Genomic DNA, 17510 nt, shown 5'->3' with positions numbered 1-17510 from the left:
TTATTAATCCTTCTTATACTATAAATTTCAGTATCCTTGACTTTTGTCAAAATAATTTATGACCTAGAAATTCGAGGAATATTTTAAGAGAAAATTGATAATTACCTATTGTCTTTATACTTTGAGCCCTAAGAACCCCCCATCAATAGGGAAGTTACTCCCTGTAATAAATGAAGCTTCATCTGAAGCAAGATAATATACCAATCCAGCTATTTCCTCAGGTTTTCCCATCCTTCCAATGGGTTGAGATGCAGCCAGTTTTTCAAACATTTCCTTTTCTTTTCCCGGATAGTTTTTAGCAAGAAAACCATCAACAAAGGGGGTATGCACCCGTCCGGGTGAAATACAATTGCAACGGATCAGGTCAGTCACATAATCCCTGGCAATGGAAACCGTCATAGCAAGTACTGCTCCTTTGGTCATCGAATAAGCAAAACGATCTGGTATTCCCATAGTGGCGGCCACGGAACACATGTTAATTATGGTTCCCCCTCCGTTTGCTTTAAGTTTGGATATTGCTTCTTGTGAGCAGGTAAAAACACCCTTTGCATTTACCTGAAAAAGCCGTTCAAAATCCTCTTCTGTTGTATCCTCCAGATTTCCTACATGGGATATGCCGGCATTATTTACCAAAACATCAATTTTTTCCGGCATTTGCCTGAAAGCCTCTTTAACACTTTGAAAGTCGGATACATCGGTCTGAATAAATTGAACATTCCATCCTTTTTTTTTTAATGAAGAAGTAACTTGTTGACTAGCAACAGAGTTGAAATCCAGAAAGAACACAAAATGTCCTTTTTTTGCAAATAATTCAGTTATTGCCAAACCTATGCCACTAGCACCGCCTGTGATTACCACCCTTTTCTTACTGTTATTTTCCATTTCGGGACTTTTCATTTTCATCAAGTTTATTTTTTATTATTTGCTTCATAAATCAACATATCGAAATTGTCTTACCTTAAAAAAGAAAATAAAGCTGTGAGGTAATCATTAATGTTTTTTTAGCTTTATGATATTGTGTAAAATTAATGACTCAACTTTTTTAGAACTACCTGAAATTCATCAATGCGTAATACTAATTTTGCTTGATCGAACTTATTTATCCACAATTTTCCCCGTACCCAAAAAATTATACATTAGCAATTTGAAACTGTTTCTTTTATTTAAATCCATTTACACTACAAACTTTTGGTGGATTTCCAATGCAACATCTTCAAGACTGATAAAATCAGGTAGTGGCAAATTCTTAAAAAATTGGAACATTTTTTATACTTTAAAGTAAATTGATGTGCCTCCGATTTACTTCTGACTTTGAAATCAAACTTAATCTTGATTACTAGTTAAATTCAATCTTGTATCTAAATACAAATTGAAAATTCGCACTATTCTCAAAAATTCAACCATTTAGGCAAGATTCGTATTATGTTTTGTTATTTTATTGGTGGCACTTAGGATTTGGTCCCACTAGTTTTGATTATAATTAATTTATACTTCAATATTTACCTTTCCTTTTTAATTCAAAAATTGAAATATAATACAACCCCTAAAATTCAAAAAGAATAAACTTATCAAAATAAACCAAATGCTGACAAAAAATTCAATTGTAAAATCAATATCCCTCCTTCTGATATTAGTTTTTTTTTCTTGTGGAAAAAAACCAGTTGAAATAGAAGCCCTTGACCCAAAAGTGGCTAAGCTTAAGGTTCCAGCTGGATTTGTAGTAGAACATTTATTTAGTCCTGCAGAAAATGGCCAAGGCTCCTGGGTAGGGATGACTTTCGATAATAAAGGGAGGATGATTGCCACAGATCAATATGGGGCACTCTACAGGCTAGAAATACCTCCAATTGGTTCGAAAGATCTCGCTCCAAAAGTAGAGGAACTCAAAGTGGGGAAAGATGAGGGCAAACTGGGAATGGGTTATGGTCATGGAGTATTATATGCATTCAACAGTTTGTATGTTATGGTAAATAATAATCCAAATGAGGATTTTGATAAAGTTATGGGACTATATAGACTTCAGGATACAAATGGGGATGATCAATATGATTCTATTACTTTGATTAAAGCCCTTCAGGGGTATCAGGGAGAGCATGGTCCGCACAGCATGGTACTCTCACCCGATAAACAATCCATTTATATGATGGCAGGCAATCTAGTTGACGTACATGAAATGGACGCATATCGCTTACCACGAGTTTGGGATGAGGACAATATTTTCCCCGAAATCAAAGACCCTTGGGGCCACGCAAGTACCAGATTAGCTCCTGGAGGCTGGATAGCCAAAATTGACCCGGAGGGTAAACACTGGGAACTGATAAGCGCAGGTTTCAGAAACCCATATGACCTTGCATTTAACGAGTCAGGTGATTTATTTACCTTTGATTCCGATTTGGAATATGATTTAGGTTTGCCTTGGTACAGACCTATTAGGATTTGCCATGTTACTAGTGGAAGTGAATTTGGATGGAGAACTGGGAATCAAAAATGGTCACCGGAATATCCAGACAATGTACCGGCGACTTTGAATATTGGACAGGGCTCCCCAACCAATGTGATGTTTGGAACAGGGTCAAATTTTCCGGAGAAATACAGGAAAGCTTTATTTGCTTTTGACTGGAGTTTTGGGATTATTTATGCGGTACACCTTGAACCTTCAGGAGCTACCTACTCTGGTACTGCTGAGGAGTTTATTTCCGGATCCCCACTCCCACTTACAGATGGCATCATTGGTCCTGACGGCGCTATGTATTTTATGACAGGTGGAAGAAAACTACAGTCTGATGTCTACAGGGTATACTATACAGGCAAGCAAGAAGAGTCTTTATCAGAAAATAAACCAAAAGAATTGTCTGAAGCACATCAGATCAGGAGAAAACTAGAAGAGTTCCATAGCGGTGGACCGAAGGCAGGAGCAGTTGATTTTGTCTGGCCTTACCTTAAGCATGAAGATAGGTTTATACAATATGCTGCAAGGATTGCCATTGAACATCAGCCTGTCAAAGACTGGCAGGAAAAAGCTTTGGTCGAAAAAAACCCCATAACATTAACTCAAGCGTTGATCTCGCTAGTGCGAATGGGGGACAAAAATCTCCAACCAAAAATTCTCGAATCGGTTATGGCTATCAATTATGGACAATTGTCTCATTCAGATCAATTAAACTTGCTCAGGACTATTGAGTTGAGTTTATTCAGGCAAGGGATCCCTTCAAATGACATAAAAAATCGATTAATCAATTACCTCAATCCGCATTTCCCTTCCAATAACAATAACCTTGACCAGTTATTAAGTAAGATCTTGGTCCATCTGGATGCTCCTGATGCTGTTGAAAAAATTGTTGCCCAACTGAAGGTCGCTAAAGATGATGCAGATTACCAAAAGACATATACTACATCCTCTGATTTGATTTTAAGAAATCCTCAATATGGTCTGGATATTGCCAGCATGCTTTCAAATATGCCACCATCACAGCAATCTTATTTTGCTATCGTTTTGGCAAATGCAAAAGTGGGTTGGACTCCGCAACTTAGAGAGGATTATTTTCAATGGATACGAAATGCATTTCATTACAAAGGGGGATTTAGTTACGTTGGATTCATTGATCGTGCGAGAAAAATGGCACTATCCCAGGTTAGCAAAGAAGAATATGATTATTTTAATGAATTATCGGGTGCTTCTCTCTTAACTCAAAATGGCAATGATTTATTGATTTCTGAAATACAACCTCAGGGACCTGGAAAAAACTGGACGGTTGAAGAAGCTATAACTTTATTGGAGGGTTTAAAAAGCCGCGATCTGGTAAAAGGAAAAGCAATGTTTGCGGCCACTTTGTGTCTTTCATGTCATACCATGCAAGGTGAAGGAGGTGTAGTGGGGCCGAATTTATCTCAGTTGGGAACACGATTTTCTCCAAAAGACATATTGGAATCGACCATTAACCCAAATGCTGTCATCAGCGACCAATATGCATCAACTATATTCTATCTGGCAGATGGCAGTTCTGTATTGGGCAAGCTGATCAATGAGGATAAAGAGAAATATTACATTTCACAAAATCCTTTTGACCCTCAATCAATAAGGGAGATCACAAAAAATGATGTGACAAGCAAAAAACTGTCAGAGATTTCGGTCATGATGCCTGGACTGATCAACAGATTAAATGAAGAAGAATTAAAGGATTTGATGGCTTACCTGATTTCCGGTGGCAATCCAAACCATGAGGTTTATCAATAAATTGTAATTGAAAATATTTCCAGGCTTTACCAAAAGTCATGAAAACTTCACCGTTAACCCTACATATTTGAAAATTTGAGGTATGATTAGTTTCTATGGGAAGTGAAAAACACCAGAGTTCATCCTTGACATTAATTGATCAATTTCATTGGCTTTAATGCCCCAGCTTGGTAAAATTTCACAAAGGATTAAATTCCTTCTCTGTGAATATTATTTGAATTTTCGATTTTTTATTCAACTGGGGTTCTCCATAGTTTTTTTGCCAGAAAAAAAGAATTAAAAAAAGCACAATTAAAATAGCAGGAAATATAACCATTTTGCCCAACGTATCCTGGCCAGCTGCCAATTCTAATGCATCACCTGAAAATCCCTCAGCCATGTATTTTATCCGAGAATCATCAATCCATTTACCTATTATTGGCTGAAAAATGGAGGTGGAAAAAAAACCTATTCCTCCAATCACCGACATTCCAAATGCACTGCTTAAAGGAACTCTTTGAGCTACTATTCCAATCATTATGGGCCAGAAATAACATATCCCCAATGCAAATATAATTGCGGCCCCATATGCCATAAATCCAGTTACAGTGCTAAACATATAAATACCTATGGTGGCCAATAATGAAGAAAACAAAAGTACTCCTGTCTGACCCAATCCTTTAACTATGGGACCAGCAAAAAATCTGCCCACTACCATCACCCCGCTAATCAGAGCTAAAATAAGCATCGCATCAGCTCCACTATAGCTTAAGACAATATTTACCCATTGATTGGGACCAAATTCTGTAATAGCGGTCAATGCCATACAGCAGAACAAAAAAATGTAAAGGGGGCTTGCCATCGCCTTCAGGTTTTCAAAAAGGGAATTTGCTCCTTGAATTTTTGGTTTCGGAAATGATTTTCCGTAAAATAAAGCGGCATAAATAATTGTTGGGATCATAATTATCCAGATTTGTAGTTGCCAACCAAATTCAAAGTCCGTCATGAATTTGGAGAGGATAGCTCCCAAAATTATCCCACCAGGAAACCACATATGGAAGCGATTAAGCATTTTATTCATTTTTACTCCAGAATATGTATCTGCAATCATGGGGTTGCAGGCAGCTTCTGTACAGCCATTTCCAATACCTATCAATAGCGTTGATAAAAGCAATATAACGTAGCCCCCAGCATAAATGGTCAATATAATTCCCAGAGAATGAGCCACGAATGCTACGATCATAATGTTCTTTGGACCAAATGAATGGTAAACCAATCCACCTATAACCATTGAAATGGGGAAACCTAAAAACCACATTGAATTGATGAAACCCAATTGTTCTGCGGAAAGTCCAAATTGTTCGGCAAATTGAGGCAGAACTCCTGCCCTTATGGAAAAAGAAAATGCCGTCGTTATTAGGGCAAAACAACTTCCAGTGAATAAAGCACTTTTATTTATTTTTCCATTCATGGGGTTTAACTTTATCTTATCAAAATAATAGTCTATCAATCAATATTGCATTGAGATGCAGAACTTGAATAATTCAATATCCCTAATTCTTACTTTGTCGATTTAGCAAATTCATTAATATATTAGGTTTATTTTTGTATAGTCAATTTTTTGAACTCCCTTGTCAAATCGGTCAGGGATTTTTCCACGCCCATTCTTTCCAGGGAGGACGCCCCCACAAATCCATGGGCATTGGTTTTATCCAGAATTTTCCGCACATCCTCAGGAGTATTGATGGGACCCCCATGGGTCAGAAAAAATACTTTGGGGTTTACTTTTTTTGCGGCTTCAATGATCCTGTTTGTTCTTTCGATGGCATCTTCCATGGTGCAGCTAGCTCCTGTCACCCCTACCGAGCCGCCTACGGTTGTACCCACATGGGTAATGATGGCATCAGCACCGGCATTTGCCATTTGCACTGCTTCCTCAGGCGTGGCCACATACACAATAGAGAACAAATCCATTTTGTTGGCTATCCTGACCATTTCAACCTCCTTTTCAAAGCCCATACCCGTTTCTTCCAACACCTGTCTGAAATGCCCATCCACGATGCAGTGCGTCGGGAAATTGTTGATTCCCGAAAAACCCATTTCCTTCACCTTCAACAAATGGTGCCAAATTCTCCGGCGCGGATCGGAACCGTGTACCCCGCAGATGACTGGTATTTCCTCCACCACCGGAAGTACCTCGAATTCGCCGATTTCCATGGCAACCGCATTTGCATCACCATAGGCCATTAACCCAGCAGTTGAACCATGCCCAGACATTCTAAATCTTCCAGAGTTATAAATAATGATAAGATCTGCGCCTCCTTTTTCAATAAATTTAGCACTAATACCAGTACCGGCCCCTGCTGCAATAATGGCGGATTTCTGATCTACCACCGTTTGTAATCTGTCCCTAACTTCCTGCCTTGTGTAGGGATTCCCCCTACCTGTCCATGGATTTGCCATAATTATTTTTTTATTTGAGTTTAGATAAATTCTTATTTTAATTCCTACGGATATCTATTTTATGCCATTTGATTCTGTATTTCCATATTTTCCAACAAAAGATGGACTGCGGATTCGGAAATTTTTTTTTCATTGATATTGGCATCAATCTCTACGATATTTACATGCGGCTTTAAATGCTGTTTTAAGGTGTCGAATAGAACCCTGTTGATCTCAGGTTCATGGAAAACACCCCCATCCGCATCAATTTGGGAAAGTCCCTTAAGGGGTAGCAATACTGTGGCTGGTACGGTAGATTGATTTAACCTTTGGGCAATCATTTTTGCCAATTCCATATTTTCCTGCCTATCAGTTCTCATTAAAGTGACATCAGGCGCCCAGCTGTAAAGCTGTCGTTCCCTGTATTGCTCCGGAACGGTGTCCGGGTGGGCAAAGTTGACCATGTCCAGACAACCGGGCACCACCACTTGGGGTATCCCCATTTCAACGGCAGCAGTGAGACGCCCGGGACCTGCACTGCAGATGCCCCCGCATAGTTCATCGGCCAACTCAGTGGTAGTGATGTCTAAAATTCCAACAAAGCAATCTTCCCTTATCAGGGTTTCCATAGCATTTCCCCCGAGCCCGTTGGCATGGAATGCCATAACTTCATATCCTTTTGCTTCCAAAAGTTTTGTGCATTCGTTCACACAGGCAGTTGTGTTGCCAAACATGCTGATAGCTATAGTTCCCAAAGATTTTTCATCAGTTTTCAGATTCACCTTTGCCATTCCGGAAACAGCAGCTGCAGCGTTCCGCATAATGAGACGGCTGATCCTGTTCAGGCCGGCTACATCAACCACTGAGGGCATCAAAAGTATGTCCTTCATACCAACTTGTCGCGTGACATCCTTGGACGCTAATGTGGAAATACAGAGTTTAGGAAAGCCAATGGGCAAAGGTTCCATCGCTGCTAGTGCTATATAAGTCCCGCCGCCGCCGCCCATACCAATAACTGCCTTGATTTTTCCTTCGGTAAATAATCTGGAAAGCAATTTTCCAGCACCTTTACCTATTATATCAACTGCATGACCTCGGTCAGCTTTTTTTCTTAAATCTTCAATAGATTCACCAGCTTCAGCTGCAACTAATTCTGAATCTAATTCAACAGGAAAAAGTGATGTGGATCCAAAAATTCCAGTATTCATTGAAATTACACTTTCCCCATGAGATACAATGCATTGCCTAAGAAAGTTGAAGTTTTCTTCTTTGGTGTCAAAGCACCCAATCATTAGAATAGACTTATCATTTTGAGTCATCATCATTAAACAACTATATCAAAAACGATAACTTTTTCAAGTTTTGGAACAACCAAGAGTTTAACTTCTTCATGAATGGGATGAGGCAGATATTCATCTCTGGATTCCTCAGAATCAAAAGTCATGATAAAACCGTGAGTAAAATCTTCATTTAATCCCTCATTGCCATTATAGGGCCCATATTCCATGTCTAATAATCCCGGAATTTGTCCTACCATTTTATTCATTGAAAGAAAACATTCATCAATTTCCTCCATTGAAATATTTTTTTTGAATTTAAATACGCCAAAATGTCTTACCATATCAATTAAATTTTATTTTAAAGTTCTTATAAACGCAAACAAATCAGCTATTTCCTCTTCTGAAAGGTTATCAATTAAGCCTTTATTCATAAAGGAACGACCCCCTAGGTAACCTTGGCTTTTGATGTCTTCCGCATTAATGAAAATTTTATTCCCCCCCATGAACCCAATAGTAGTTCCTGAGTCCTCCTTTTTCACAAGGTAGCCTTCAATATTTTGTAAATCTTTTTTAGTGACCCTATACATTGCATAATTCGATTCTACAGCCGCATCAGGATCCAGAATTGCAGTTAGAAGGGCATCTAGGTCCCGGTTGGCTGAACCATCTAAAGCAGGTGCAAAATCATATCCTATATTCCCAACTTTATGGCACATGAGGCAAGTTTCGAATAGAACTTTACCTTTTGATACACTTCCTTCATTGTTATTTACTATATTTTTATAAGCTAGAATTTTTTCATTCAATAATTTCCTATCGCTTTCTTCAATTTCATAAATCGTATTTAATATTTTGGTACCGATAGGGTCAGATGGATTGTAACTTTTAATCTGTTCAGCTGATGATTTATCAAATGTTGAAATTTCCAATAGGTTAGTTTCAAATAATTTTTTTAAAATTTCGGCACCTTGGTTAGAGCCGGAGAATAAATTAACTATTTCCCTTTTTTCAAATTGATCTTTGGTTGGAATCCATTTTATTAATTCTTTTTCTCCTTCTGTGGGGTTCGATTTGGAAAAATTATTTAATGCCAATGCTCGATTGCTAAAACTAAAATCTTCAATTTGGAATATTTGAAAAAAGTATTGTTGATTGGCATTTAAGTCTACTTCAAGTGCTTTGATTAAAAGGTTTAATGTTTTTTCCGATAGGTTTTTATTAATCAATGAACTTAATGAGTTGTTAGAATATCTTATTTTAAATCTACTTATAGCATCTAAACCTAAGTTTTTGTCAAGTTCAGAATCTTGGTTTAAGAGGTGCGATATAGGTTTTTTTAGCAAATCAGTAAGTATCTCAGATTGGATCAGCGCTTGGTTTTGGATAGCATAGCTGACATAATTTGAGGCTTGATTCAGGTTGGAGAAATATGGCCTGACCATTTCCTGGATTTCTTTATTTCCCAACATTTGGGCGACAATTATGAAGTGAGTCTCATCCAGTTCAGAAATAGAAGCAGATGGCCAGAGGCTAAGAAAAAACTGTTCTTTCTTTCCCTTAGGTAAAGCCTGTGTCGCCCAGATTTTATTTGTGGTGGGAATTTTTGAAGCTGCTGGTGAATTCAAAAACTTCTCTAACTCCAAAGCATAATTTTCCAATGCCTTTCTGGACAGATAGCGTTCGAATCGCCTTTCATATCCCCCCCCCATCTGGCTTCCCATTAATTCAGGTTTACAGGCTAAAAGCAAAATTTCAATGGTTTCGGGAACTGCATTGCCGATTTCTGATAAAGTCCGTAACACCTGAGACCTGATTAGAGAATTAGAATCTTCAATCAGAACCATCAATTTATTGGCTGCTTCAGCAGGACTTAAATTAAAAGTAACAAGAGATCGTATGGCTTCACGCCTTAAATTATCCATTGGGTCTTGGATCAGGTCATCCATCAATTTTTCATCATAATGATTGATTCCTTCAAGACTCCAAAGTGCATGAATTCGCGTTATTTCATCCATTGATGAGTCACTTGCAAGATGGATTAAGCTTGGTGATAATTTTGTGGTTTCAGAGATTAGACGATCGGATATTTGCTGCCATGCAGACCTTTTTGCCCAAAGAGAAGGAGACTTAAGATGCTCCACCAAATCTTCGGTTTTCATCATTCTGAAATCTGGAATTTCTCTTTTTTTCTGGGTTACATGCCGAATCCTCCATATTCTACCATGCGATTTATCTCTTTCCGGATGGGTGGTGGGGACCTCATTATGGGACACAATCTTGTTATACCAATCTGCAATGTAAAGAGAACCATCTGGCCCGAACTCCATATTGACTGGACGAAACCATGGGTCCTCAGAAACCAATAGATCTTCAAGGTGTTTTGAACTGTAACTACCGTCAGAATTTCTTGTAATTTTTACAGAATTAATTGTTCCGGTAATTGGATTGGCCAAAAAAGCGACATCTTTCCATTCTTCAGGAAAAGATCCTGATAAGTCATCTGCAAAAGCTAATCCGGAAAGTCCTGTTCCCCCAACTCTAAATTCATGAAAGGGAGGCAACCAAGGTTGATAGGGGCGGATTTTTTCATTACCTATTCCGGGAAAACTTGTTCCGGATTCCATTGGAACTACTGAATAACCAAAATCATTTGCTTCAGTACCATACCATTGACCATTGTGACGTAATTGATAGCCCCATATATTATTTAATCCTGAATTCACAATTTCCATTTTTGTTCCGGAAGTTAAGAACCGTGCTATTTTACTGTAATCTATTCTTAGTTTTAAATCACTTTGTAAGGCTGTAACTTTTCCTTTATTTAATGCCCCATGACTGAAATGAATCCAATTCCCTGGAGCCCTGATTAGGGTATGTGCCATGGTATGGGTATCAGTAAAGCCAAAACCCGTAAAATAGGGAATTCTTTTATCCGCCTTCCCATCATTATTTGTGTCTTGAAGCAGGAAAAGTTCTGAGCCTTGTGCAACAAATGCACCGTTTTTAAAAGGAAGAATACTTTGGGGTATTGTTAGGCCATCAGCCCAAACATTAACGTTTATAGGGGAATCATCAAAAAGATTGGAAAGGATTAGTATTTTATCATCTCCTTTAGTTTCACCTTTATAAAGTTTTGATATTCTTTTAAACTCAGGATGGTTTTTTTGTGCATCAGGGTCATTCATAAGATCCAATAAGTCGTTCCATTTAATATCCGAAATCGGATCTAAGGGGTACATGGAAGCTGTTTGTGTCCACAATCTTCCAGATTCATCAAATGTCAAATCTATTGGGTTAATTATTCCATCCCTTTCACTTGCTACTAGTTCAATTATAAATCCTTCAGGTAATTTAAAACTTTCCAGCTGTTGCTCAGGAGTCAAAGCACCATCTTGATTAGATCCGTTAACTTTTTGATCTTGCGAAGGAGAGCTACAATAAAAAAATAATGGAAATGTAATTATAAGAATGGAAACAAATGTTATTTTTCTATTTACTTTCATTTTTCTTAATATGAAGTGATGTTAATATTTTAAATAGAAATCTTCAATTTTCACTTATATAGGTGATAGTTAAATCCCGAAATTCAATTTTTGCATTTCCTCCACTATGTAATTGAATTCCAATCAATCCACTTTTAGGGATATCTGGATTTTTTTCTTCATACTCACAAGTCTTTACACCATTGATAAATATCTCATGAAAGTCTCCTTTACACCTGATAGTGTAACTATTCCACCCGGTCTCTGAAAGAATATGCTTTAAAGTTTCTAAATCACCTCCCACCAGCTTTCCGCGTCTGTGTTCATCATAAATATCTCCCCAATATCCAGTCCCAATATCAGCTTGATATCCAACCATATTTTTGTCAATTATATTTGATCGGTATTGTATTCCACTATTTATTAAACCTGTGCCAGCATCTCCGGTCAGTCTGAAAAGACACCTAAATTCAAAATCACCGTAAATTTCCTCTGTATATAAGTAATTGTTCTCCTCTATTTTCCTAACACCATCTCCACCTACAATTATACCCTTTTCAACTTTCCAAAGATCTTTAGAACTTGAAGGATGAACATTCCAGCCATTCAAAGAATTGTTGTTGAAAATGGAAATAGTATTCTTAAAGTGTTGTCCAGAAACGTTCAATAAGCTACATGTGAATACTATGATAAAGATTAATATGATTCTGTAATGAAGCTTTTTTATTGAGTTCATCATTTTGTTATTTTGAGTTTTTGCTATCAGTAAAATTAACAGATGGACTTTATCAGAACTACCTGAATTTCACCAATTCTTAATACTAATTTTGCCTTTTGAATTTTTTTGAAACCTAAATTGTGGTTTTTTAACAAAAACATTCTTAAAAACTTGGTAATTAAACAGTGGATCTTTTAAATTTTTATCCAATTTTCACATCCTGAAACTCCCTTTAGATTTTTAAAATACAATCATTTTATTGCAAAAAAATATCCGAAGGTCAAATTTTTTTTCCTAACCTTTTCGTGTTGAGATTCCGGACAACAATTACTTTTAAAATCAGATTTTTGATTTATTGTTGGTTTTGATATTATACAAATGAATGCCCAAATGATAGCTGAAAGATTAATATTGAAATCGGTCCAAACTTATAAAAAAATATACCGCCTTGTTTCTAGAAAGCTTTCTTCTCTTCTTTGAGTAAAGGGATATTTTAAAAAATGGATTAAGAAATTTTTTCTTTTACTGCTATACCAAAACCACCCTCAGACTCTTCGCCCCATGTGCCCCGATTACCAAAGACTGCTCTATATCCGCTGTCTTTGAAGGGCCGGCTATAAAAAGACCGAAACCGGAATGGGTCAGCCCTATCTTTTTATAGGCTTCGTGCATATTGGCAAGCAGGGATTTTTTTTCCAATACTATTACCAGATGTTCGGTGATAAATGGCAAGGCCCTCAAACCCATGTTTTCATCTGCCAACCAAATGGCCCCGTTCTCAGCTACCCCAAACTGACCTTCAACAATGGCCAAATCCAAACCTTTCAATTGATGTGGATCAGCAGGTAAGTCGGTATTGGAGAATTCTTCAAAAGGGGCAGCTAAGGAGAGTATTTTATTGAAGTTGTTTTGTGCAATGATATCGGCCAATTCTCCTTCGCCCACTATCTCTCCTTTATTGGCCTGAATGGATTGGGTGAACAATTTAATCAGGTCTCCTTCCAAAGAAAAAGCGGGGATTTCCGGCAGTGATCTTTTCTCCCTTGGTATAGTTTTGATTTTGGATAATATTTGCTCCCTGCTGTTCATTTTCGATTTTTCTTGTACCATTCTTTGAAGGTTTCTTTGGGCAATTCAGGCAGATCCCGCTGTTTTCCCCATGTATTTAAACCTGAGTAGGTGATATTGTCGGGAAGAAATTTCAAAGCCCCCCGCATCATGCCGGCACTGATTTTATAGGCAAAAGGTACTGCAAAAATCCCATTGGCAATACTCATGGAAATACTCTTGGCATTGATACCTTGTGCTTTGGTGATTTCCTGCCGCCATTCGTAAAGCTGTTCATGGATATTGATCTTGACCGGGCAGACATCAGAACAGGAACCGCACAGAGTGGAAGCGAAAGGCAAAGAACTGTGCTTTTGTAAATCGATTCCGGGGGAAAGTATAGAGCCGATTGGGCCTGGAACAGTACTTCCGTAACTGAACCCCCCACTTCGCCTGTAGATCGGGCAGGTGTTCATACAGGCTCCGCAACGGATGCATTTAAGTGAATTTCTGAATTTTTCACGGCCCAATTGTTCGGTGCGTCCGTTGTCCACCAAGACGATATGGATTTCTTTTCCCGGAGAAGGACTCCTGAAATGGGAATTGTAATTGGTGACGGATTGACCTGTCGCAGAACGGGCCAATAACCTGAGGAATACCCCCAGATGTTCCCTTTTGGGGATGATTTTTTCTATTCCCATACAGGCAATATGGACATCTGCCAAGTGCACACCCATATCGGCATTGCCTTCATTGGTGCAGACTACAAACTCACCAGTTTCGGCCACTCCAAAATTCACTCCGGTAATAGCTACTTTGGCGGCCAAAAACTTTTCCCTCAGATGCTTCCTTGCTGCCTGTGTCAGGTAATAGGGGTCATCATTGCCTTTTTCAGTAAGGAGTTTTTCATGGAAAATATCCGAAATGGCCATTTTTTTCAAGTGGATGGCTGGCAACACGATATGACTGGGGGGTTGGTTGAGAAACTGGACTATCCTTTCTCCCAAATCAGTATCCACTACCTCGATACCGTTTTTTTCCAAAAAGGGATTAAGATGACATTCCTCTGTGAGAATGGATTTGCTTTTGACAATGGCTTTGCATTGATTTTGCTGCAGGATGTCCAAAACAATTTGATTGTGTTCTTCGGCATCCTTCGCCCAATGTACGTGGATGTTATTTGCTATTGCTTTTTTTTCAAGCTCAACCAGGTAGGTTTCCAAATTGGCCAGCACATTGTCCTTGATCTGGGAGGCCAGTTCTCTGAGTGCTTCCCATTCTGGCACGGATTTACTGATTTTATCCCGCTTGTCCCGGACAAACCAAAGGGTATCATCATGCCATTTGGCATTGGCAGCATCCTTCAAAAATTCCGCGGCTTCCTGTGGGTGGTTCATGAGATGGCTTCGTTTAGTATTTCTGCAATGTGTTTAAATTGGATATTTTGGTTGTTTCTTGAAGCAATTCCCTGCAGGTGCATGATGCAGGACATGTCACCACCGGTCAATATTTCCACACCATTGCTGATATGGTCAACCAGTCTGTCTTTGCCCATTTGAATGGAAAGGGCCTCCTCTGTCACAGCAAAAGTCCCCCCAAAGCCACAACATTCATCTTTTCTTGTCAACTCCACCCATTCCAAGCCTTCAAGCTGCTGCAGGAGTTGCCGGGCTTTGTTGAATGGGGTTTCATGCAGTTCGCTTGCAGCCGCCAATCTCAGTCCTCGCTGTCCATGGCAGGAAGCATGGTAGCCAATCTTATGGGGATAAATTCCCCGGATAGAGTCGATCTTTAAAATATCGGTGATAAATTCCGTCAACTCGTAGATTTTGTGTTGTGTAGCGTACTGTTCAGATTCCAAACAGGGAATGGATGGTGAATGATCTTTCACATGCAGTACGCAGGAACCCGATGGGGCCACTATATAATCAAAGTCTTTAAATGTATTTAAAAAGTTTTTGGTTGTGCCAACCGTGTCTCTTTCATATCCCGCGTTGGACATGGGCTGTCCACAACAGGTTTGCGCCAAGGGATAGGTTACCTGACAGCCCAACTTTTCCAAGAGTTCCAGTGTAGCAATGGCTACCTTGGGGTAGAATAGGTCGACGTAGCATGGGATAAATAGGGCGATATTTGAATAGGATTTGTGCATATGAAATTTTGAAAATTCTATTGTATGACAATTGAATTCAAGAAAATGAGATTTCTAAATTTAATAGTCCTTTAAAATCGTGCATAATTTTCAAAACGACTTTTTATTCCTAATTCCATATTTCACCATCTGGAAAACTGAAATTTTTCAGGGTTTCTTCCTTCATAGATATACTATATCCCGGGTTCAATGGAGGCATATATGACCCATTTTTTATAATAACCGGATCATTGAAGTGTTCATGCAGGTTATCAACATATTCTATAATTCTATTTTCCTTGGTACCACTTATAGCAATATAATCAATCATAGATAGATGTTGCACATGTTCACATAGCCCAACTCCTCCTGCATGTGGACAAACTGGAATGTTAAATTTTGCGGCCATTAATAAAACACTCAAAACTTCATTTACCCCACCAAGTCTACAACTATCAATTTGGCAAATCCCAATAGAATTTGCTTGAAGAAACTGCTTGAACATTACCCTGTTATGACAATGTTCTCCTGTAGCTACTAATATTGGATATACGGCTTTTGCAATTTTTGCATGACCTAAAATATCATCTGGGCTGGTTGGTTCTTCAATCCAATAAGGATTGAATCGTGACAACTCTTTCATATTGTGAATTGCTTCATCTACTTCCCATTTTTGGTTGGCGTCCATCATCAAGTGAACGTTAGGCCCTAACTCTTCTCTAATTATATTTGCCCTTCGGATATCATCAAAAATATCGCTGCCCACTTTAATTTTTAAATGGTTAAACCCCGTTTCTTTTGCCTCTCTGCAAAGAGATCTCATTTTATCATCCGAATAGCCCAACCAACCTGCAGATGTTGTATAAGCAGGATAACCTTCTTCAAACAATTTATCTATCCTACTTTGTTTTGAATTTTCCAGTTTCTTAAGATGGATTAGGGCTTCTTCAGCAGTAATTACATCAGTTATATAAGTAAAGTCTATACACCTAACAAGCTCTTCCGGAGTCATATCAGATAATAATCTCCAAAGGGGTTTGGATTCTTTTTTAGCGTATAAATCCCAAACTGCATTGACAATTGCAGCAGTTGCTAAATGAATAACACCTTTTTCAGGTCCTAACCAACGAAATTGGCTATCTCCAGAAATCATTTTCCAAAATGCGCCCATATCATAGGTGAAAGATTCCAATGATTTGCCAATTACTAAAGTAGATAATGACTTAATTGCAGCTACACACAATTCATTACCTCTGCCAATGGTGAAACATAGTCCATGGCCTTCCAGATTTTGAGGATGATTTGTCTTTAAGATAACATATGCTGCTGAATAATCAGGATCTGGGTTCATGGCATCGGATCCGTCAAAAGTCTTACTTGTTGGAAAACGGATATCTTTTACCAATACATCCGTTATAATTGTAGTTGTCATAGATTAAATAATAATTTGATAAGCCAAAAGTAACTTAAGGCCACTGTTTGTACTACAATAAAAACAACTAAAATCAGTATTATTTTTGCAATCTTCATCATATAGATTGAAAAGCAGATTTTTTTTAAGCATTTATTTGGGTCGCTCTATCAGTTTATTTAATTGGCCAATAATGATTTTGGGTTCAATTTTTACTTTTGTTGTGTCTTTTTGTAATATCATTAACTTATTAAATCTGTAATTCTATTAAATTAAGAAAGTCCATCCTTTATAATGGAAAGGTTATACCTGGCAGAATCTTTACCCTAGAATATAAAAATCAATACAACTCAAAAAAGCTACAAATAACCCAAACAAAACGAATCTGAAACCAGCATTTTTCATGGGTGGGGTTGTTCCTGACCGAAACCAACATAGACATGCCAATCGGAATTTAGGTTATTGGCAGTAGGAGGTACGAAATGGTTTTGGATGATATGTCTTTCAATTGAATATTCCTGCTGTTGACTCGATTACTTTCGCCAAACCGCACATGGTTAAAAATGAGAACATAATATATAAAATTTAATTTGAAACTACTCAATACGGCAGTTAAATCTGGTCTCAGGCGAGATGCTCTAGCTCCAATACCAAAAAAATTATTGAAGGGAAAATGGTGTTTCAATGAAAATTGATTGGTCAATGATTGGTCAAGATACCGGATACCTACAGCTCTAATGTGCATTGCATGCCTTAGAGTGTAAACTCTTGCTGAGGTTTAATGTT

Annotated in this window: 12 protein-coding genes; 1 reads left to right on the top strand and 11 read right to left on the bottom strand. The window is 38.1% G+C overall.

Annotated features, from left to right (window positions below; all coding sequences use genetic code 11):
• Nucleotides 1-114: 114 nt before the first annotated feature.
• Nucleotides 115-897 carry an SDR family NAD(P)-dependent oxidoreductase gene (locus B9A52_RS17265; RefSeq protein ID WP_231955291.1) on the bottom strand — a complete coding sequence of 261 codons (783 nt, stop codon included), beginning with the start codon at nucleotides 895-897 and terminating at the stop codon, nucleotides 115-117.
• Nucleotides 898-1582: 685 nt separating this feature from the next.
• Between B9A52_RS17265 and B9A52_RS17260 the strand changes: the two genes are divergently transcribed.
• The gene (locus tag B9A52_RS17260; RefSeq protein ID WP_084121654.1) at nucleotides 1583-4234 is read left to right on the top strand and encodes a c-type cytochrome; all 2652 of its coding nucleotides are present in this window, start codon (nucleotides 1583-1585) and stop codon (nucleotides 4232-4234) included.
• A 178-nt stretch (nucleotides 4235-4412) separates the two neighbouring features.
• Here the strand turns inward: B9A52_RS17260 and B9A52_RS17255 are convergent, their stop codons facing one another.
• From B9A52_RS17255 to B9A52_RS17210, 10 genes are all read right to left on the bottom strand, one after another.
• Complete coding sequence (locus tag B9A52_RS17255; protein ID WP_084121653.1) at nucleotides 4413-5684, bottom strand: MFS transporter; 1272 nt, start codon at nucleotides 5682-5684, stop codon at nucleotides 4413-4415.
• Nucleotides 5685-5812: 128 nt separating this feature from the next.
• A complete protein-coding gene (locus tag B9A52_RS17250; RefSeq protein WP_084121652.1) occupies nucleotides 5813-6676 on the bottom strand; it encodes a phosphoenolpyruvate hydrolase family protein in 864 nt (287 codons plus the stop codon).
• Between the two features lie 59 nt (nucleotides 6677-6735).
• Nucleotides 6736-7947 (bottom strand): Tm-1-like ATP-binding domain-containing protein, encoded by a 1212-nt coding sequence (locus B9A52_RS17245; RefSeq protein WP_231955290.1) that lies wholly within the window; start codon nucleotides 7945-7947, stop codon nucleotides 6736-6738.
• A 32-nt stretch (nucleotides 7948-7979) separates the two neighbouring features.
• Nucleotides 7980-8231 (bottom strand): Dabb family protein, encoded by a 252-nt coding sequence (locus tag B9A52_RS17240; RefSeq protein ID WP_231955288.1) that lies wholly within the window; start codon nucleotides 8229-8231, stop codon nucleotides 7980-7982.
• 57 nt (nucleotides 8232-8288) lie between these two features.
• A complete protein-coding gene (locus B9A52_RS17235) occupies nucleotides 8289-11438 on the bottom strand; it encodes a DUF7133 domain-containing protein (protein WP_084121650.1) in 3150 nt (1049 codons plus the stop codon).
• A gap of 43 nt (nucleotides 11439-11481) precedes the next feature.
• Nucleotides 11482-12156 (bottom strand): 3-keto-disaccharide hydrolase, encoded by a 675-nt coding sequence (locus B9A52_RS17230; RefSeq protein ID WP_231955281.1) that lies wholly within the window; start codon nucleotides 12154-12156, stop codon nucleotides 11482-11484.
• 507 nt (nucleotides 12157-12663) lie between these two features.
• Nucleotides 12664-13245, bottom strand: coding sequence for a LutC/YkgG family protein (locus B9A52_RS17225; RefSeq protein WP_231955277.1), 582 nt, complete (start codon nucleotides 13243-13245; stop codon nucleotides 12664-12666).
• Complete coding sequence (locus B9A52_RS17220) at nucleotides 13221-14579, bottom strand: lactate utilization protein B (RefSeq protein ID WP_084121648.1); 1359 nt, start codon at nucleotides 14577-14579, stop codon at nucleotides 13221-13223. The genes B9A52_RS17225 and B9A52_RS17220 overlap by 25 nt, the downstream gene beginning before the upstream one ends.
• The gene (locus B9A52_RS17215; RefSeq protein WP_084121647.1) at nucleotides 14576-15334 is read right to left on the bottom strand and encodes a (Fe-S)-binding protein; all 759 of its coding nucleotides are present in this window, start codon (nucleotides 15332-15334) and stop codon (nucleotides 14576-14578) included. The genes B9A52_RS17220 and B9A52_RS17215 overlap by 4 nt, the downstream gene beginning before the upstream one ends.
• A gap of 109 nt (nucleotides 15335-15443) precedes the next feature.
• A complete protein-coding gene (locus tag B9A52_RS17210) occupies nucleotides 15444-16745 on the bottom strand; it encodes an L-fuconate dehydratase (protein WP_084121646.1) in 1302 nt (433 codons plus the stop codon).
• Nucleotides 16746-17510: the final 765 nt, after the last annotated feature.

The organism is Aquiflexum balticum DSM 16537, from assembly GCF_900176595.1.
GTDB lineage: Bacteria > Bacteroidota > Bacteroidia > Cytophagales > Cyclobacteriaceae > Aquiflexum > Aquiflexum balticum.
Note: the sequence above shows the minus strand (reverse complement) of the source record. Positions and strands in the feature narration are given on the sequence as shown.

Bases quoted from the DNA above. Each gene is read 5' to 3' on its own strand.
- B9A52_RS17265 (WP_231955291.1), bottom strand. From the start codon at position 897: ATGAAAAGTCCCGAAATGGAAAATAACAGTAAGAAAAGGGTGGTAATC.
- B9A52_RS17260 (WP_084121654.1), top strand. From the start codon at position 1,583: ATGCTGACAAAAAATTCAATTGTAAAATCAATATCCCTCCTTCTGATA.
- B9A52_RS17255 (WP_084121653.1), bottom strand. From the start codon at position 5,684: ATGAATGGAAAAATAAATAAAAGTGCTTTATTCACTGGAAGTTGTTTT.
- B9A52_RS17250 (WP_084121652.1), bottom strand. From the start codon at position 6,676: ATGGCAAATCCATGGACAGGTAGGGGGAATCCCTACACAAGGCAGGAA.
- B9A52_RS17245 (WP_231955290.1), bottom strand. From the start codon at position 7,947: ATGATTGGGTGCTTTGACACCAAAGAAGAAAACTTCAACTTTCTTAGG.
- B9A52_RS17240 (WP_231955288.1), bottom strand. From the start codon at position 8,231: ATGGAGGAAATTGATGAATGTTTTCTTTCAATGAATAAAATGGTAGGA.
- B9A52_RS17235 (WP_084121650.1), bottom strand. From the start codon at position 11,438: ATGAAAGTAAATAGAAAAATAACATTTGTTTCCATTCTTATAATTACA.
- B9A52_RS17230 (WP_231955281.1), bottom strand. From the start codon at position 12,156: ATGATGAACTCAATAAAAAAGCTTCATTACAGAATCATATTAATCTTT.
- B9A52_RS17225 (WP_231955277.1), bottom strand. From the start codon at position 13,245: ATGGTACAAGAAAAATCGAAAATGAACAGCAGGGAGCAAATATTATCC.
- B9A52_RS17220 (WP_084121648.1), bottom strand. From the start codon at position 14,579: ATGAACCACCCACAGGAAGCCGCGGAATTTTTGAAGGATGCTGCCAAT.
- B9A52_RS17215 (WP_084121647.1), bottom strand. From the start codon at position 15,334: ATGCACAAATCCTATTCAAATATCGCCCTATTTATCCCATGCTACGTC.
- B9A52_RS17210 (WP_084121646.1), bottom strand. From the start codon at position 16,745: ATGACAACTACAATTATAACGGATGTATTGGTAAAAGATATCCGTTTT.